This window comes from Microvirga sp. jy35, from assembly GCF_056148915.1.
Genome location: NZ_JBWBEW010000004.1, coordinates 233,588 through 251,096 on the forward strand (window position 1 = coordinate 233,588; position 17,509 = coordinate 251,096).

The 17,509-nt window shown below is 64.3% G+C and carries 20 protein-coding genes; 13 read left to right on the forward strand and 7 right to left on the reverse strand.

All coding sequences use genetic code 11. From position 1 onward, the window contains the following. Positions 1 to 69 precede the first annotated feature (69 nt). Positions 70 to 2,109 carry an elongation factor G gene (locus AC0QTX_RS05945; protein ID WP_474602906.1) on the reverse strand — a complete coding sequence of 680 codons (2,040 nt, stop codon included), beginning with the start codon at positions 2,107 to 2,109 and terminating at the stop codon, positions 70 to 72. Positions 2,110 to 2,903: 794 nt separating this feature from the next. Between AC0QTX_RS05945 and AC0QTX_RS05950 the strand changes: the two genes are divergently transcribed. From AC0QTX_RS05950 to AC0QTX_RS05960, 3 genes are all read left to right on the forward strand, one after another. Beyond that, a complete protein-coding gene (locus AC0QTX_RS05950) occupies positions 2,904 to 3,044 on the forward strand; it encodes a hypothetical protein (RefSeq protein WP_474602907.1) in 141 nt (46 codons plus the stop codon). A 291-nt stretch (positions 3,045 to 3,335) separates the two neighbouring features. After that, a complete protein-coding gene (locus tag AC0QTX_RS05955) occupies positions 3,336 to 4,355 on the forward strand; it encodes a calcium-binding protein (protein WP_474602908.1) in 1,020 nt (339 codons plus the stop codon). A 17-nt stretch (positions 4,356 to 4,372) separates the two neighbouring features. After that, the gene (locus AC0QTX_RS05960) at positions 4,373 to 6,403 is read left to right on the forward strand and encodes a calcium-binding protein (RefSeq protein ID WP_474602971.1); all 2,031 of its coding nucleotides are present in this window, start codon (positions 4,373 to 4,375) and stop codon (positions 6,401 to 6,403) included. A 79-nt stretch (positions 6,404 to 6,482) separates the two neighbouring features. On the opposite strand, the gene AC0QTX_RS05965 is transcribed toward AC0QTX_RS05960, so the two are convergent. Together AC0QTX_RS05965 and AC0QTX_RS05970 are read right to left on the reverse strand one after the other, a co-directional pair. Continuing rightward, positions 6,483 to 6,764: a hypothetical protein gene (locus AC0QTX_RS05965; protein WP_474602909.1), complete on the reverse strand. Its 282-nt coding sequence runs from the start codon at positions 6,762 to 6,764 to the stop codon at positions 6,483 to 6,485. 190 nt (positions 6,765 to 6,954) lie between these two features. Continuing rightward, positions 6,955 to 8,157 carry a pyridoxal phosphate-dependent aminotransferase gene (locus AC0QTX_RS05970; protein WP_474602910.1) on the reverse strand — a complete coding sequence of 401 codons (1,203 nt, stop codon included), beginning with the start codon at positions 8,155 to 8,157 and terminating at the stop codon, positions 6,955 to 6,957. Between the two features lie 122 nt (positions 8,158 to 8,279). Here AC0QTX_RS05970 and AC0QTX_RS05975 point away from each other — a divergent pair, with 122 nt between their 5' ends. From AC0QTX_RS05975 to AC0QTX_RS05990, 4 genes are all read left to right on the forward strand, one after another. Further along, a complete protein-coding gene (locus AC0QTX_RS05975; RefSeq protein ID WP_474602911.1) occupies positions 8,280 to 9,260 on the forward strand; it encodes a Bug family tripartite tricarboxylate transporter substrate binding protein in 981 nt (326 codons plus the stop codon). 160 nt (positions 9,261 to 9,420) lie between these two features. Next, positions 9,421 to 9,834, forward strand: a complete 414-nt coding sequence (locus AC0QTX_RS05980; RefSeq protein WP_474602912.1) for a VOC family protein — start codon at positions 9,421 to 9,423, stop codon at positions 9,832 to 9,834. A 141-nt stretch (positions 9,835 to 9,975) separates the two neighbouring features. Then, positions 9,976 to 10,167: a hypothetical protein gene (locus AC0QTX_RS05985; RefSeq protein WP_474602913.1), complete on the forward strand. Its 192-nt coding sequence runs from the start codon at positions 9,976 to 9,978 to the stop codon at positions 10,165 to 10,167. A gap of 78 nt (positions 10,168 to 10,245) precedes the next feature. Further along, a complete protein-coding gene (locus tag AC0QTX_RS05990) occupies positions 10,246 to 11,385 on the forward strand; it encodes a PQQ-dependent sugar dehydrogenase (protein ID WP_474602914.1) in 1,140 nt (379 codons plus the stop codon). 171 nt (positions 11,386 to 11,556) lie between these two features. Here the strand turns inward: AC0QTX_RS05990 and AC0QTX_RS05995 are convergent, their stop codons facing one another. Then, entirely contained in the window at positions 11,557 to 11,877 is a 321-nt protein-coding gene (locus AC0QTX_RS05995) for a YnfA family protein (RefSeq protein ID WP_474602915.1), read from the reverse strand. 8 nt (positions 11,878 to 11,885) lie between these two features. Then, the gene (locus AC0QTX_RS06000; RefSeq protein WP_474602916.1) at positions 11,886 to 12,227 is read right to left on the reverse strand and encodes a DMT family protein; all 342 of its coding nucleotides are present in this window, start codon (positions 12,225 to 12,227) and stop codon (positions 11,886 to 11,888) included. A gap of 92 nt (positions 12,228 to 12,319) precedes the next feature. Between AC0QTX_RS06000 and AC0QTX_RS06005 the strand changes: the two genes are divergently transcribed. Further along, the gene (locus AC0QTX_RS06005; RefSeq protein WP_474602917.1) at positions 12,320 to 12,835 is read left to right on the forward strand and encodes a DUF1499 domain-containing protein; all 516 of its coding nucleotides are present in this window, start codon (positions 12,320 to 12,322) and stop codon (positions 12,833 to 12,835) included. On the opposite strand, the gene AC0QTX_RS06010 is transcribed toward AC0QTX_RS06005, so the two are convergent. Further along, a complete protein-coding gene (locus AC0QTX_RS06010; protein WP_474602918.1) occupies positions 12,774 to 13,610 on the reverse strand; it encodes a C13 family peptidase in 837 nt (278 codons plus the stop codon). The two genes, AC0QTX_RS06005 and AC0QTX_RS06010, sit on opposite strands and share 62 nt — an antisense overlap. Before the next feature lie 147 nt (positions 13,611 to 13,757). Here AC0QTX_RS06010 and AC0QTX_RS06015 point away from each other — a divergent pair, with 147 nt between their 5' ends. Further along, on the forward strand, positions 13,758 to 14,147 hold the full coding sequence (locus AC0QTX_RS06015) for a DUF3775 domain-containing protein (protein WP_474602919.1): 390 nt from the start codon (positions 13,758 to 13,760) through the stop codon (positions 14,145 to 14,147). 40 nt (positions 14,148 to 14,187) lie between these two features. On the opposite strand, the gene AC0QTX_RS06020 is transcribed toward AC0QTX_RS06015, so the two are convergent. After that, entirely contained in the window at positions 14,188 to 14,967 is a 780-nt protein-coding gene (locus AC0QTX_RS06020) for a DUF4394 domain-containing protein (RefSeq protein WP_474602920.1), read from the reverse strand. 161 nt (positions 14,968 to 15,128) lie between these two features. On the opposite strand from AC0QTX_RS06020, the gene AC0QTX_RS06025 reads away from it, so the two are divergent. From AC0QTX_RS06025 to AC0QTX_RS06040, 4 genes are all read left to right on the forward strand, one after another. Beyond that, entirely contained in the window at positions 15,129 to 15,695 is a 567-nt protein-coding gene (locus tag AC0QTX_RS06025) for a sigma-70 family RNA polymerase sigma factor (protein WP_474602921.1), read from the forward strand. Further along, entirely contained in the window at positions 15,692 to 16,426 is a 735-nt protein-coding gene (locus AC0QTX_RS06030) for an anti-sigma factor (RefSeq protein WP_474602922.1), read from the forward strand. The genes AC0QTX_RS06025 and AC0QTX_RS06030 overlap by 4 nt, the downstream gene beginning before the upstream one ends. Before the next feature lie 62 nt (positions 16,427 to 16,488). Next, positions 16,489 to 16,689: a hypothetical protein gene (locus AC0QTX_RS06035; RefSeq protein WP_474602923.1), complete on the forward strand. Its 201-nt coding sequence runs from the start codon at positions 16,489 to 16,491 to the stop codon at positions 16,687 to 16,689. 140 nt (positions 16,690 to 16,829) lie between these two features. Further along, the gene (locus tag AC0QTX_RS06040) at positions 16,830 to 17,399 is read left to right on the forward strand and encodes a fasciclin domain-containing protein (protein WP_474602924.1); all 570 of its coding nucleotides are present in this window, start codon (positions 16,830 to 16,832) and stop codon (positions 17,397 to 17,399) included. The last annotated feature ends 110 nt before the right edge of the window (positions 17,400 to 17,509 follow it).

Genomic DNA, 17,509 nt, shown 5'->3' on the forward strand with positions numbered 1-17,509 from the left:
AGAGCCCTTTTGTCGATGGAAATAGTTTAGACCTGAACAATCGGTGCGGATCGTTCAGGTCCTTGTTACTCAATGGGCCTTCTGCAACACCATCTCGGCCGGGCGGCCGCTGAGTTCGGCCATGTGATCGAACCGGGTGGAGAAGGTTCCGACGCCGGCCGTGGCGGAGCGCAGTTCCACGATGAGATCGCCGATTTCGGATTCAGGGATCGTCGCGCTCAAGACCTGCCATCCTGTCCATCCGGGCCGCTCGTCATAGCCGAGGATCTGCCCGCGCCTGCCGGTCACGAGGGCCGTGGCCTTGGAGAGGGCCTCGGAGGGAATCGTGATCTCCACCGACAGCACCGGCTCCAGCAGCACGGGCTTGGCCTTCGGCAGCGCCTCGGCCAGCGCCAGCTTGGCGGCGGCCTGGAAGGCGGCATCCGAGGAATCGACCGTGTGGTAGGAGCCGTCCGTCAGGCTGACGGCGAGATCCACCACCGGAAAGCCGAGAGGCCCGCATTTTAGGGCATCCCGCACCCCTGTCTCCACGGACGGGATGTACTGGCGCGGCACCACGCCGCCGGTGATATGGTCTTGGAAGGCGAAGCCCTCGCCCCGTGGCAGTGGCTTGATCTCGATCATCACGTCGCCGAACTGGCCATGGCCGCCGGTCTGCTTGCGGTGACGGCCCCGGGCCGAAGCCGGCAGCTTGATCGTCTCGCAATAGGCCACCCTGGGCTTTGCTGTCTCCACGCCCACCTGGAAGCGCGAGGCGAGCTTCTCGACCGCCACCCGCAGGTGCATCTCGCCCTGCCCGTGCAGCCGGATCTCGCCCATCTCGGGCCGGGTCTCGATCGCCAGCGAGGGATCCTCTTCCGTGATCTTCGCAAGAGCGCTCGAGAGCCGCACGTCGTCCTTGCGGTCCTTGACCTTGAGGGCCACCGCATAGACCGGCTCGGGCGGCGCAACGGACAGAATGGCCTCCGGCCTTGCCTTGCCGGCCGCGAAGCTGTCGCCCGTGGCGATGCTCTCCAGGCGGCCGAAGCCGACCGCGTCGCCAGCCACGGCGTCCGCCTTGCGTGTCGTGGTGCCGCCGATCACCGTGAGCAGGCTGCCGATCCTCGCCTCGCCGCCGCGGGAGCCCACCACCATGTCGCCCTCATGGAAGGTGCCGCGCAGGACGCGGGCGATGGAGAGCTTGCCGCCCTGCCCCTGGTGCAGGGTCTTCACGGTCTGAGCCAGGGGCGCCCCCTCCTCGGGAATGCCGAGGCGTGCCCGGGTCTCAGCCAGGGTCGGCGCTTCGTGGCGCAGTGCCTTGAGGAGGCGCGTGATGCCGTTGCCGCGCTCGGCGGAGCCGATGAGCGCCGGCACCACATGCCGCTCCCTCAGCTCCTTCGAGAGATCGTCGAAGATCTGGTCGCGGGGCGGCTCGATCTCCGAGATCAGCTCCTCCATGAGCGCGTCGTCGTAGTCGGCCAGCCGCTCGAGCATGGCGAAGCGCGCTTCCTTCTCCCGCGGCAACTCGCCTTCGGGCAGGTCCACGACCTCGCTCGGCGCGTGCTCGCGATAGATGAAGGCGCGCTCCAACGCGAGGTCGATGAAGCCGATGGCAATCCCGTCCTTCCAGAGCGGGATCTGGCGCAGGAGCAGCGGCGTGCGGGACGCCTGCTGCAGCAGCGCGAGGGTCTCGCGGATGCGCTGGGTGGCGGTGTCGATCTTGTTGATGAAGAGGAAGCGCGGAATGTCGGCCTCTTCGAGCTCCCGCAGGATGATCTCGAGGGCCGGGATCTTGCGCTCATCCGCCTCGCACACGACGATCGCCGCGTCGCAGACCGGCGTGATGCTGCGCATTTCGTGCAGGAATTCCGTGGAGCCGGGGCAATCGACGAAGGTCAGGCTCTCGCCCAGGAAATTCACGGTGGCCACGTTCGGCTCGATGCTCATGGCATGGGCGCGGGCCTCGGCGCTCGCATCGCCCACGCTATCCCCGCTCGCCACGCGGCCTGCCCGCGAGATGGCTCCGGTCCGCTCCAGGATGGCCTCGAGAAGCGTGGTCTTGCCGCTCTGAAACGGGCCGACGATCGCGATGCATCGCGGGCCCGAAGCTGGTCTGCCGTTGGGTGCCATAGGATCTCATCCTCCCTGCCCCCGCTGCTGGCGCGCTCTTGTTCCAAGGCGCGTTGGACCGATGCTCTGCCTGTGTTGGTGAGTTGGCAAGGGGGTTCGTGGGGGAGTGTCACTTCGACAGTTCCCGGCGAGGACCTCAAGCTTTCCAGCGGGTCGTGAGCCCGGAGCGAGGGGCGGAGCGAACGCTAGGGCAAGCACAACTCTGAGCCGAGTGAACACACGTAAGCTCGCCTCGAGGACAGGCGTGCTTGGTGTACTCCCACGCCGTCTCGATGCCCAGCTTGTACAGCTGCGCGCCCGGGTTCCTCGACTCATGTGCCTGGATCTGGCGGCGGCGAAGGCCGCCCCGGGTCCATCGAGGTCCGCGGCCGGGCGGCGCGGGTCGCAAGGGGCTGCATTCCAGCCTCGGACCCTGTCCGGCGCAGCGGGTTTCCGAAGGGGCGAACGGACCCCGGAGGCGACAAGGACGCCCGCGGCTTGCAGAAGCAGGCCTGACTGTCAGCGACCGAACGTCGCCCTCCTAACGCGATCATCGCAGACGGCTGGAGAGCCAAGGCTCAGGCTGGCGACCGCAAGGATCGTCGCGACCTCAAGCAATGATCAAGTCTTTGATCATAAAGATAAATCACATGCTACCCAGGCCCGGATGAGCCCATGTGCGATAGCGCACGCCGGCCTTGCCGCGGCAACGAGATATGGTTGCAGATCGACCTTCCCCAAGGTATGGCAAAGCTCTAGTAACGTTATTCCGTTTTAATGACCACGAACGTGATTCTAATGCCAGGGAGACCGAAATGACTGTAAAAATTTGGAAAGCCGAAAGCGCTGTTGCCAACTCCGGCTACAATTCCGGGCGGCCTGTCATAACCATGCTTCCCAACGGCGGATACGTGGTGGCTTGGCACGACACGAACACCAAAGAACTCTATCTCTAGGTTTATGACGGCAATGGCGCGCCTGTCGACGCCAACGGCACCGCGTCTGGTACGGCCCTGGCCATTCGTTCAAACGTAGCGAATGGGGGCGAACCCCAGAACATCAGCGTCCTCGCCATCGACGATCAAACCGGCGATTTCGCCGTCACCTGGAGTGCCGCCAGGACTGAGAACGGCAGGGATTATTGGTCGCTCAAGACACAGGTCTTCAATGCCGACGCAACCCCAAAGGCCACGACCCCGACCGATATTGAGACCAGCCTGAGCCGAGATCAGCACGAAAACGTTGCCATGGCGCGCCATGGCAGCGGGTATGTGGTGGCCTATAACTCGACCGATCGAGTCTCAGGTGTGGCCAGCTTCGAATTGGCCCGATACGATCATCAAGGTCAGAAGGTTGGCGAGCAGATCAAGCTGAATCTTCCTGCGCAAGAGATAGGGCTACATCCGGATATGATCCGGATCAATGATGACAAGTATCTCCTCGCCTTCGCAGCGGGAGGCAACACTGTAAAGGTTTACGTTGTCGATCCCGACAACCCCAACCCGTCTCAGGAAATCCTTGTCGGGGTCGGCCATGGCAATAGCTATCCCGATATCGTTCCCTGGAATGACGGTTTTGCCGTCATTTATCACACCAATGACAACAAGATTCTCCTGAAGACCTACAATGCACAGGGTGCTTTTGCTGACGATTTCGAAATCGCCAACAGTGCTTACAGGGACGGCTTTGCTCCCAAACCCCATGAGACCACCGTCCTGAAAGACGGGCGGATCGCGCTCGTCTACAGTTCATACACGGGTGCCAACAACACCAATGATAATCGGATCGTTCTCAAGATCCTGGATCCCAACTCTCCCGATGCGGTGACCGAGACGTTCATCCTGCCGCCTCCCGCCAATCCCTGGCTGCTCTCGGCAAGAATTACCGAAATGGCCGATGGGCGCCTTGCTCTCACCTGGTGGAGCGGCAACAGCCCCAACACGGGAATCAAGACGACCATCATCGACGCTCGCGATGAAGGGGTGAATGTCACCGGCACGCAGAAGAACGACATCTACCACGGGTCCGACTTTGTCGACACCCTGAACGGGAGCGGCGGCAACGACGCGCTCTATGGCGGCGACGGCGACGATCACTTCAATGGTGGCGCCGGTGCGGATCACTTCAACGGCGGCATCCTCAACGGTCGGGACAACGGCACCCAGGACAATGTGAGCTACTGGGGCGCAAGAATGCACAAGGTCAGCTCGAAGCTGTCAAGGTCTATCTTTGGGACGTTACTAAGAACGATGGCCATGAGGCTTTAGGCGACACCTATTCGGGCATCGAGGTCATCAGCGGCACGACTCTGAATGACGTGATCGAGGGTGACAACGCTAACAACACCTTCTGGGGCGACGATGGCAACGATGTGCTCAAAGGCTTTGGCGGCAACGACACGCTTCAGGGTAGTAATGGAGCGGATACCCTTTACGGCGGTTTCGGCAACGACACGCTTCAAGGCGGGGATGGCTCGGACACGCTTTATGGCGGTGCAGGAGCCGATAGGTTCGAGGGCGGGATTGAAGATGGTGGAACTAATCTCGTCAGCTATGCTGACTCGACAGCAGGCGTTGGAGTGACAGCCAGCCTTGCTGACGCCCGTCGGAATACCGGGGAAGCTGCTGGCGATACTTATAACTCGATCAATAATCTTGAAGGGACCAACTGGAACGACGTTCTCATTGGCTTGAACGACGGTGACACTGCATACGCCTCGAGAGATAACAAACTCTCCGGCGGCGGCGGCGATGATACGCTGGAAGGCGGTGCTGGTGCGGACACCTTGGATGGTGGAACCGGCTTCAACAACTTCGCGTCCTATGCAGGCGCCGGAGCGGCCGTCCGCACCAGCCTTGGCATCGCTGGGGATTTCGGCCGCCTCGGCGATGCGATCGGCGACGTCTATGCCGATGGCACGATCCAGGGCCTGATCGGCTCGAATTTCAACGACACCCTTGCCGGCAGCAATGACTTTGCCAATGAGATCCGCGGCGGCGGCGGAGAGGATAAACTCTACGGCGGCGGTGGCGACGACACCCTGATGGGCGGTGTCGGCGCGGACTTGCTCGATGGTGGTGAAGGCAACGACTTTGCGAGCTATGCCGACTCCACGGAGCGTGTGGCGATCGCCTTGCCAGGCAACGGCAACGGCACTGTCGCAGGCGATACCTTCAGCAGCATCGAAGGCCTGATCGGCTCGAGCTATAACGACAGCCTCACCGGCAACGATATCGCCAACGTTCTGCGCGGCATGGGCGGCAACGACACCCTGAACGGTGGCGCCGGCAGCGACACCCTGGAAGGCGGTGCCGGCGACGACACCTACCATGTCGATGGGGCCGACACGATTGTCGAGGCAGCCGGCCAAGGCATCGATACGGTGGTCGTCACCTCGACCTTCACGCTCACCCCAGGCGCCTCCATCGAAAACATCGTGCTCGCCGCAACAGCCACGATCAACCTGACCGGCAACGAGCTCGACAACGTTCTGACCGGCAATGCCGGGAACAACACCCTCGACGGGCAGGCCGGCAACGACGTGATCGTGGGCGGGGCTGGCGCTGATGCCATGACGGGGGGTTTAGGCAACGACACCTACTACGTGGACGATGCCGGCGACAGGGTGGTCGAGCATGCCGGCCAGGGCATCGATACGGTCTATGTCAACACCGCCGCCTACGTGCTGAGCGCTGATGCCGAGGTGGAGACCCTGGTGGCCGGCGCCGGAGCGCTCAACCTCACGGGTTCAAACTTCGCCAACGCGATCAGCGGCAACGCCCTGGGCAACCGGCTATTGGGGCAAGCCGGCAACGACCGAATCGTGGCGGCATCGGGCAACGATAAAGTGTATGGCGGCTCGGACAATGATCAGCTCTGGGGCGAGATCGGCAACGATCAGCTCTGGGGCGACGCGGGCGATGACCGGGTTTCCGGAGGCTTGGGCAACGATCTGCTGCGGGGGGGCACGGGCCGGGACGTGTTCGTGTTCGTGTTCGACACGCGCATGAACAAGAGCACCAACGTGGACAAGATCTACGACTTCAAGTCGTCTGATGATAGCTTCCACTTGGACAACGCAATCTTTACCAAGCTCGGCCGCGGCAGCGCGGCGGGCATGAGGTTTAAGAGCGACATGTTCGTCGAGGGCAAGAAGGCGCAGGACCGGGAGGACCGGGAGGACCGCATCGTCTATGACAAGAAGACGGGCGCGCTCTACTACGATCAGGACGGCACCGGCTCCAAGGCTCAGGTGAAGATCGCCACCATCACCAACAAGACCAAGCTCTACTACCACGACTTCTTCGTCATCTGAGAACCGCAGGCGATCAGAAGCAGGCCGCCCGGCAAACGCCGGGCGGCCTGTGTCGTTCAGGAGTACGAGTGCAGGCCTCTCACCCGTCCTGGTGTTCGCCCCGGCGCACCACGCGCATGGCGGTGATGGTCACGGGGCCTGCCCGCAGCAGGTTCATGGCGGAGACGATCATCTCGGCCAGGCGCTCAGGGCTTATGCTGTCGCCTTGAATGTCGAGCAGGAAGTCCTTCGCCTCCACATAGCCGCCATTGGTGAAGTCGACGCGGGCGTCGAACTTCACGCGGTGCGTGGAGGCGGGGTCGGCCCGGTAGGGCTCCGCCTCGGGATCCGGGTGGAAGGTCTGTGGCAAGGTCATCTGCACGATGAGTTCCTTGGAAACATCTCATCAATCTTTGACCTCATCCTGAGGAGGTCGCTTAAGCGACCGTCTCGAAGGATTGTCCAGAGAGCACTGGATCCTCCTTCGAGACGGATTGCTCGCGCAATCCTCCTCAGGATGAGGGCTTATAGGGCTGCTCAAAAAGGTGTTCTCCACCATTGGAGCAGATGCTTTAGCGCAACGATCCGCAGAAGCGCTGGATGCGGTTGCAGGCATCCTCCAGCGCCGCGCTGGACGTGGCATAGGAGATGCGGAAGTTGGGACCGAGCCCGAAGGACGAGCCGTGCACGGCGGCGACGCCCTCGGCCTCGAGCAACTCCGAGACGAAGTCCTCGTCCGTCTCCAGCACCTTGCCCGACGGCGCGGTCTTGCCGATGGCCTCGGCGCAGGACGGGTAGACGTAGAAGGCACCCTCCGGCATCGGGCACTTCAGGCCCTTCGCCTGGTTGAGCATGGAGACCACGAGATCGCGGCGCTCCTCGAACGCCTTCTTGAAGCGCGGCAGATGATCCTGCGGACCGTCGAGCGCCTCGACGGCGGCCCATTGCGAGATCGCGCTCGTTCCGGAGGTCTGCTGGCCCTGCACGAAGTCCATGGCCTTGATGAGATGCTCGGGACCACCGGCATAGCCGATGCGCCAGCCGGTCATGGCATAGGCCTTCGACACGCCGTTCATGGTGAGCGTGCGCTCGTAGAGGTTCGGCTCGACCTGCGCCGGCGTGACGAACTCGAAATCGCCGTAGGTCAGGTGCTCGTACATGTCGTCGGTGAGCACCCACACATGCGGATGGCGCATCAGCACGTCGGTGATGGCCTTCATCTCGGCGCGCGAATAGGCGGCGCCCGTCGGGTTCGACGGCGAGTTGAGGATGATCCACTTGGTCTTCGGGGTGATGGCGCGCTCGAGCGGCTCCGGCTGGAGCTTGAAGCCGTGCTCCATGGTGCAGTCCACGAACACGGGCTTGCCGCCGCACAGCACCACCATCTCAGGGTACGACACCCAGTAGGGCGCCGGAATGATAACCTCGTCGCCCGGGTTCAGGGTGGCGAGCAGCGCGTTGTAGATCACGTGCTTGCCGCCGGTGGACACGATGGTCTGCGAGGGCTTGTAGTCGAGGCCGTTCTCGCGCTTGAACTTGCGGGAGATCGCCTCGCGAAGCGGCACGATGCCGGAGACGGGCGTGTATTTGGTCTCGCCCCGGCGGATGGCCGCGATGGCCGCTTCCTTGATGTTGTCGGGGGTGTCGAAATCCGGCTCGCCGACGGAGAGGCTGATCACGTCCCGCCCCTGGGCTTTCAGATCCCGCGCCTTCTGCGTGATGACGATGGTGGCAGACGGCTTGATGCGCGAGAGGGCGTCAGACAAAAAGCCCATGGGAATCCTCCGATCGGGGGGTTAGAAAGGGACCGTGACGGCGGCGGACCCTAATCCGGGCAAGCCGTCCAAGCAAGCAAAACAGCCCCGCCTGCCGGGATTTCGAGGAGACGCCTTTTCCGATGACCCAATCCGTCACCCGCCGCCTTGCGCTCGGCCTTTTCGCCGGCGCGGCCCTGTTCGCCTCCGCAGCCTCCGCTCAGGATTACCCGACCCGCGTCATCAGGATGGTGGTCCCCTACCCGGCCGGCGGCCCCACCGATGTCATCGCCCGCATCGTGGCGGAGGAGATGGGCAAGGAACTCGGCCAGAACGTGCTCGTCGAGAACCTGGCCGGCGCCTCCGGGGCGGTCGGCACCCGCACGGTCGCGAAGGCGGAGCCCGACGGCTACACCATCGTGTTCGGCAACAACCAGACCCACGGGAACAACATGTTCCTGCTGAAAGAACCCGGCTACGACGCGGTGAAGGACTTCGCGCCGCTCGCGGGCGCCGGCGCCTTCGAGCATGTGTTCGTGGTCAAGAACGACCTGCCCGTGAAGACGATCCCCGAACTGGTGGAACTCGCCAGGAAGGAACCGGGCAAGCTGAATTACGGCTCGACGGGCGTGGGCTCCGGCTCGCATCTGGCGACCGAACTCTTCATGACCCGCACGGGCACGAAGATGACCCATGTGCCCTTCCGGGGCGCGGCTCCCCTGGTGACCGAGCTCATGGGAGGCCGCATCGACGTGTCGAACTCGACCCTGCCGAGCGTGCTCTCCCAGTTCCAGGCCGGCCAGATGCGCGCCATCGGGATTGCCAGCCCGCAGCGCAACCCGCAGGCGCCCGACGTGCCGACCCTGCGCGAGCAGGGCATCACCAATGCGGATGCGGAATCCTGGGCCGCCTTCTTCGCCCCGGTGAATACGCCCAAGCCCATCCTCGACAAGCTCTCGGGCACGATCATCGCGATCCTCAGCAAGCCCGACGTGAAGGAGCGGATCACAAAGCTCGGTTTCACCCTGAACGTGCGGAATCCGGAAACCTTCAGGCCGTATCTCGAGAAGGAGATCCAGACCTGGGCCGAGATCATCAAGGCGGCCGGCCTCAAAGCCGAGTGAGACTAGTCCAAGACACTTCGTCATGGCCGTCCCCGGACTTGATCCGGAGATCAGTCCCGGCCATCCCGATGCTATGAGGCTCAGGGCTGTTCTGATCGGGATCACCGGCACAAGGCCGGTGATGACGCAAGAACGCCGAGTCACCTGAAGGTACGCTGACATGCAACGTCACCAGGGCCGGCTGATCGACCACGTGCATCTGCGCGTCTCCGATCTCGAGGCGAGCCGGCGGTTCTACCGTGCTGTGCTGAAGGCCATCGGGCGCGACTTCACGTCGGAGAGCCCGGAGCATTTCGCCTGCGACGAGCTTTGGGTCGACAAGGCCGACGGCCCGGTATCACGGGTTCACCTGGCATTTCAGGCCAAGGATCGCGAGAGCGTTCATGCCTTCCACGCGGCCGCCCTCGCTCATGGCGGACGCGACAATGGCGGGCCTGGAGAGCGCTCCTATCATCCCGGCTACTATGCGGCCTTCGCCTTCGATCCCGACGGTCACAACATCGAGGCGGTCCATCACGGGCCGGCGGAACGCTCCGCCGCGTCCGTCGTTGTGACACCGACAGGCGGAGGCTAGCTTGCCACAATAGTTAACAATTGGTTAACAAAGACTTAGCCAAGACTCCGCAAGCAGCACTTCCGCAGCATCTTGGAACTTTCTTGAATCAAAGCAGTTTTCCTCTTGCGATCGTCATTCGGTTGCTAGGGGGAAGAACCGATGAAAACCTTCCGAGCCAGAAACGCCTGCCACGTGTCGTCCCGAATCCAGCGCCTCGACCCGCGCCGGGAAAGCCGCTGCTCCCTCGCCCTGATCATGCTGATGAGCTTGGCGACGCTCTCGGTCATGGCGACCACTCAGACGCTCTCCGCCCAGGACACGAAGACCATCCACGTCTATTCCCCGCGATAACGCGTGAGTGAACGTCGGCACGGTTGACGCCCTGCCGCAAGAGTCTAGCTCTCCGGCATCGGATCGACGGAGAGATGTATGCTTAAGCTTCGTGTTGCCCTGGCCTGCGCCCTGACGCTCGGCGCCCTTTCCCCCGCCTTGGCCCAGGACACCCAGCGCTTCCGAACCGACAAGGTGGAGGTGATCGTCGAGACGGTCGCCCGCGATCTTCCCAACCCCTGGGGCCTCGCCTTCCTGCCCGACGGTCGCATGCTCGTCACCGAGCGCGCCGGGCGCCTGCGCATCGTCGATGCCAACGGCAGTCTTTCCGAACCGATCCGCGGTCTCCCGCCATTGGCCGTGCGCGGACAGGGCGGCCTTCTGGACGTCGCCCTCGACCCGAATTTCGCGCAGAACCGTCTCGTCTATGTGAGCTATGCGGAAGATCGCGGCGAGGGCCGCGCCGGAACCAGCGTCGCCAGGGCGCGGCTTGCCGACAACGGAACGGCCCTCGAAGCCCTGGCCGTCATCTTCCGCCAGGAGCCGTCCTATACGGGCGGCAACCACTGGGGCTCGCGTCTGGTCTTCGACCGCGAGGGCAACCTCTTCGTGACCCTCGGCGACCGGTTCGACCTGCGCAATCAGGCGCAGAACCCGGCAAACCACATCGGCAAGATCGTCCGCATCAAGCCGGAAGGGGGCGCGGCCCCCGGCAACCCGTTCCTGAACCGCGAGGATGCACGGCCGGAGATCTGGTCGCTGGGCCATCGGAACCTGCAATCGGCCGCCCTCCACCCGACAACGGGCGAACTCTGGACCGTCGAGCACGGTGCGCGCGGCGGCGACGAGGTGAACATCCCGCAGAAGGGCAAGAACTACGGCTGGCCGATCATCTCTTACGGCGTCGATTATTCGGGCGCGAAACTCGGCGAAGGCACAAAGAAGGCAGGTCTTGAGCAGCCGGTCTATTACTGGGATCCCTCGATCGCCCCGTCCGGCATGGCCTTCTACACGGGTGACAAGTTCCCGGCCTGGCGCGGCGGCATCCTGGTGGGCGCACTCGCCGGCAAGCTCGTCTCGCGGCTGGAAACCAACGGCAACCGGGTGACCGGAGAGGAGCGCATGCTGCAGAACCTGGGCGAGCGCATCCGCGACGTGCGCCAGGGGCCGGACGGCTTCGTCTACCTGCTCACGGATTCCCGCAACGGCCGCATCCTGCGCATGAAGCCGGCAACCTGATACGCCTCAGAGGCCGATGCATACTTCTGATCACCCCTGACCCTCATCCTGAGGAGCAGACGTCAGCCTGCGTCTCGAAGGAGGCTCCAGTGCTCTCTGGAAGCTCCTTCGAGACGCCGCTTGCAGCGGCTCCTCAGGATGAGGACAGAGATGTATGAGCCAAATAGACTCTCAGGCGCGCGGCCCCAACAGGATGAGGGCTGCGCCCGCAAGGCACACCGCCCCGCCTGCCATGTCCCACCGGTCGGGCCGCGTCCCTTCCGCGATCCAGAGCCACAGGATCGAAGCGACGATGTAGATGCCGCCGTAGGCCGCGTAGGCGCGTCCGGCGGCATCGCTCGGCACGAGGGTCAGCAGAGTGGCAAACAGCGCCAGCGATGCCGTTCCGGGCACGAGCCACCAAGCCGTCTTGCCGAGGCGCAGCCAGGCCCAGAAGGAAAAGCACCCGGCGATTTCGGCTAGTGCTGCGCCGGCGTAAATGAAAAGCGCCATGGTTCAGGTCAGCGTGCCTGGAAGATGAAGGCGGCGCCGGCCGCAATCAGCCCGAAGCCGACAAGATGGTTACAGCCGAGCGGCTCCTTCAGGTAGAGCACCGAGAATCCTGCGAAGACCACGAGGGTGATGACCTCCTGCATGGTCTTGAGTTCGGCCGCCGAATAGACCGCGGAGCCGATCCGGTTGGCCGGCACGGCAAACCAGTATTCCACGAAGGCGATGCCCCAGCTGGCCATCACGGCGATCCAGAGGGGCGAGGTCTTGAACTTCAGATGACCGTACCACGCGAAGGTCATGAAGACGTTCGAGGCGATCAGCAGCAGGATGGGGGCGGTATGCGGGCTCATTCGGCCTTCCAGGAAACGCTAGGATGCGGGCGCGCCCTGCCCTATTCTTCTTAGCCAGGCTGTCAAGCGGCCGGTCGGGAACGGGGCAGAGCATGCGAAAGAAGGCTGTGGCGATAGGGCTCGTGGGCGTCGGCCTCGGCTATGGCCTGTGGCGCGGCTGGGAAACGGGCCTTGAGCGGACGTGGCAGGGCCTGTTCGGCTCGCCCGATCTCGGCTCGGTGGACTTTGCCACCCTGGTGCGCCGCAGCAATCCCAACGATGCCCTGATCTGCCCCCGTGACGTCTGCGGCCAGGCAAGACCTGATGCCGAGCCCCCGGTCTTTCCGGTGTCCGGCGTCCGGCTGCGCAGTCTCGTCTCCGAGGCAGCCCTGGCGGAGCCGGGCACAAGCCTTCTCGACCGGGACCCGCAGCAGGATCGCTATCTCGTCCGCACGCGATTCATGCGCTTTCCCGACACCGTTGTCGTGCAGGTGTTCGACCGGGGCCGGGACGCATCGACCCTCGCCCTCTATTCCCGCAGCCAGATCGGCCGCTCCGATTTCGGCGTCAACAGGCGGCGGATCGAGCGCTGGGTCGCCCGCATCGGCACGCTTGCCGCGCGGGGCTAGGCCCGCAGGTTTCCTTCAGCCTTTCGAGAACCTCAGAGCCGCCGGCGATCTGCGGGTTGGACGGATCGAAACCCTCCCGCCTCTCCCGTTGGGTGACGAGGCCTCGCGCCCTCTCGAAGGCCGCGTCGAGACGGGCGTCGCTTCTGAGGGCCTTGTTGAAGAACGCATCGCCGAAATAGGTCCAGGTTGCCCCGTCCCGGCATCCGAATGAAGGCTTGTCGGCTGCGGCAGCCGTGATCACCAGGGTCCGCGCATCGGCCAGTTCCTGGGCGAAGACGCCCGAGTAGCAGGCCGAGACGATCACCACCCGATGCTGAGCCCTGGTTCTCTCGAGCAAGGCCCTCACGTCACCAGGCGTGACGAGACGGGTTTCGCGCCCGGCCACAAGGCCGATCCCCTCCGGCGCCCCGTGGGAGGTCAGGACGAGCACCACGATGTCCTCGGCGGGATCGAGGGTGCGGCCCGCGGCTTCGGCAGCGGCCAGAAGGGACTCAGGCGTCGCGCCGGCACGGCGCTTGGTGTTGAACCGGACGATGGAGCGCCCCTTCGCGCCGAGTTGCTGCTCGAGGATGCGGGCGGCTCCCTTCGCTTCGCTCTCGAAAACGCTCTGCGGACCCCAGAGGCCGAAGGACAGGACATACACGTCCGTCTGCCCCGCCCGCTGGGGCTCCAGCATGATCGGGTCGGCCCGGCGGCCTGTCTGCCCTGAGGATTCTTGAACGGGAACGGCGGCGAGGAACAGCCCCACCAGCCAGAAGAGGATTGATCGGCGCATATGGTTTCCCCAGCCTCGGCCCACCTTACGCGCAGAGCCCGCTCGACGCCAACGCGGACCTCGGCTGAACCGAATCCCCTCTTCCGGGTTTCCCTGTCAGCTACATGACGAAACGATTGTCCCGCGGGGACTTCGAAGAGGATTTCTATGGATATCGCGCTCGACAAGGTTTGCGAACTCATTCTCCGGGCCAGGGCCATCGACGTCAAAGAGGGCCTCACCGATCCAGCCTCGGGCTCGAATCCCACCGACGACGGAAGCATCGATGCGCTGACGGCCTCTCCGGACGACGCGACCGAAGAAGAAGTGCGGGATGTGATCGCCGGCCTCAACGACGATGAGCGCGCCGACCTGATTGCGCTGGTCTATATCGGCCGCGGCGACATGGAGCCCGAGGAATGGGGCGCCGCCGTGCGCCTCGCCCGGGAGCGCGAGGAGGCGAGCTCCGCCTCGACCGCGGACTGGCTCATCGGCATCCCCAACCTCGCCGATCTGCTGGACGAGGGTCTCAACGCCATGGGCCGCAGCTGCGCCTGAGCGGAATGGCGCGCCAGGAGCTGGCGCGCCGCTTGCCGGGCTACATGGCCTTGGGCATCGCCGCGATGTCGCGCACGTTGCCGTCCACGCCCGAGATCGTCCCGACCTCCGATGTCTTGCCGGTTGCGAGATCGACCTTGTAGAGGGCCTTGCCGCTCATGAGCCAGCCTTCGCTTGTGGTGTCGGCGGACACGATGTCGAAGGCAACCGCGCCGGCTTCCATGCCCAGCATGCCGACCGAATTCAGCACGCCATCATTGGGAGGCGCCTGCTTGACGAGAACGCCGCCAGCCTCGATGTCGTACAGCACGGTCTCCTTCGCGCCCTTCATGGAATTCGTGTAGGCGCCAGCCACCACCTTGGGCATCTTGCCCTTGTGCATGTCGGCATCGGCGAACCTCAGCTGGCCGTCCTTCGTGACCTTGCCGTCATCCATGTTGGCCCGAAGGTTCATGCCGTCGGAACCGATGATCCGCAGCCGGTCCGCCACCGGGTTGAAATCGACCGTCGCCATGGTGCCGGGCGCGAGCATGGTGTCGAGCTTGGACTTCATGGTCGCCTTGCCGCTCGCCGGATCGATCGTCACCACCGTTCCGTCAGTCGCAACGCCATAGAGCATGCCGTCGGCCGGGCGCACGTCGATGCCGATAAGGGCGCCGGAGAGGCCCGAGACCTTCATCGAGCGCTCGACCTTCTTTCCCGCCACATCCACGATGGCAATCGTATCGTCTCCCACGAGGGCAGCCACGCTCTGCGCGTGCGCCGCACCGGCGACGAGGGACGACCCGATGAGAGCCATGACCAAGGGTGTGAACTTCATGAGATGATCCTCCGGCTGAAACCGCCGGTCGTGAGCGACCGACATTGCGCATACCCGCCGGAATCCTCTATGGATGCAGGGGATGTGAATTTTTCTCAGTCCTTTTGCATCCAACGGCAGGGTTCGGGTGTATCGTTGACAAGTGGAAACGGAGTTCTCGCGTGAAGGCAGTGCTGGGGGAGATCGCCTCCCCGGCCTTGGACCTGAACCACGCCCTCGGCCAGTGCGCCCGGGGCGATCGCGCGGCCTTGCGTGCCATCTATGACAGCGAAGCGCCGCGGATGCTGGGCGTCGCCATGCGGCTCCTGCGGCGGCGGGCCTTGGCCGAGGAAGCCGTGCACGACACCTTTCTTCAAGTCTGGCGCAAGGCGGACAGCTTCGATCCGGCCCGGGGCGACGCCCGTTCCTGGCTCTACGCCATCCTGCGCAACCGGGCCCTCAATATCCTGCGCGGCGAGACCCGGACGGATCTCGTCGAGGATTTCGAGCCCATGGGGCTCGCGAGCGATGAGGAGAACGCCGAAACCGTCATGATGCGCCTGTCGGAAACGGGAAACCTCAAGCGCTGCCTGGAGCGCCTGGAGCCCTCGCGGCGCCAGGCCATCACGCTCGCCTACATCCATGGCCTCAGCCATGGCGAACTCGCCGGCCGCCTCGGCGTGCCGCTCGGCACGATCAAGTCGTGGATCCGCCGATCCCTCCTGGCGCTGCGGGAGTGCATGGCATGACCCGCGAGGATCAGGATCGTCTGGCCGCCGAGCATGTGCTGGGCCTCCTCGAGGGCGAGGAACTCGGGCTTGCCGATCGTCTGCTGGCCTCGGACGAGGCCTTCCAGTCTCTCGTTCAGCAATGGCGCACCCGCTTCGCGGAGTGGGACAGCACGGCCGCCGATGTCCCTCCGGGCGAGGGCCTGTGGCAGCAGATCGAGGCAGGCCTCGACGCTCAGCCTGCAGTGGCTGCCGCGCGGCCTGCAGCCTCCGCACGGCGGGAGACCTCGCCGGGCCTGCTCCGAGGATTGTGGGACAGCCTCGCCTTCTGGCGCGGCTTCGGCCTTGCCGGTGCCCTGGCCGGGCTCCTGCTCGCCATGGGGGTGGGCTACTTCGCCGAGAAGGCCACCCGCCAGCCGACCCTCGTGGCGGTTCTCATGAGCGAGACCAACCAGCCCGGGGCCGTGCTGCGCACCTTCGCGGACGGGCGCCTCGAGCTCACGCCGCTCGGCGACATGGAGATTCCGCACAACCACTCCATCCAGGTCTGGACCTTCCCGGACCCGAACGGGGCGCCGGTTTCCGTCGGCGTCGTCCAGACCGCCAGGACGGTGCTGCTCGATCCGAGAAACCTGCCCCAGCCGCATTCGAACCAGCTCTTCGCGATCTCCGTCGAGCCGCTCACCGGCTCCCCCACGGGCCAGCCTACCGGCCCGGTGGTAATGAAAGGCACGGCGTCCACCGCACTGTGACGGCGCCCTATTTGTGACACGGATCCCGACAATACTTTTGGCTAGTCCATAAGGAGGATGCCATGGCACCGCGCCACCCGCCGGACAGGCCGGAAGACGACAAGCCGAGCAACCCGCGGCAGGCTGTTCGCAACGAGAACGCGCCCGCGACCAAGCACCCTGCTCCCGAGGCCGAGCAGGATGCATCGCAGCCGGCAGAAGCGGAAGACGAGCTCGACCGCATCGAGGCTTACCTGAGGGGTCCGACGGCGTTCACCGCCTGACCCGATAAATTTTTCTGTCTTCACGAAAACGCGACCCCGCATCCAAACACATACATGCGGGGTATCCGCCCTGAAGGTTGAGCCTTCGGTCACCGGCCACAAGGCCGGGATCCTCATCCAACCATTCAGGGACCAGATCCATGAACATTCGCATTGCCTGCATGACTGCCGCCATCGCTCTTGCGGCTCCGGCCCTTATGCTGTCGCTGCCCGTGACGGCGCAGGAGCAGACCAAGACAGTGGGCGGCGCCCCGATGTACGCGTCCAAGTCCATCGTCGAGAATGCCGTCAATTCGAAGGACCACACCACCCTCGTGGCAGCCGTGAAGGCCGCAGGCCTCGTCGAGACCCTGCAGGGCAAGGGCCCGTTCACGGTGTTCGCTCCGACCAACGCAGCCTTCACCAAGCTGCCCTCCGGCACGGTCGACACCCTCTTGAAGCCCGAGAACAAAGCGCAGCTCACCGGCGTGCTCACCTATCATGTGGTGGCCGGCAAGATGACCGCGCAGGATCTCGCAGCAAAAGTGAAGGAAGGCGGCGGCAAGGCCATGCTGAAGACCGTGCAGGGCGAGATGCTGACCGTCACCCCTTCCGGCAACACGCTCACCATCACCGACAAGAAGGGCGGCAAGTCCACCGTCAGCATTGCCGACGTGATGCAATCGAACGGCGTCATCCACGTGGTCGACACCGTTCTGCTGCCGGGCTGATCCCCGATCCCGGCAGGGGCGGAGCGAAAGCTCCGCCCGTTTTCCCCCAGTGAGCACAGACTTAGGCAGCCCTTCGGGGCTGCTTTTTTAAGCAGAGCCTCGAAGGAGCG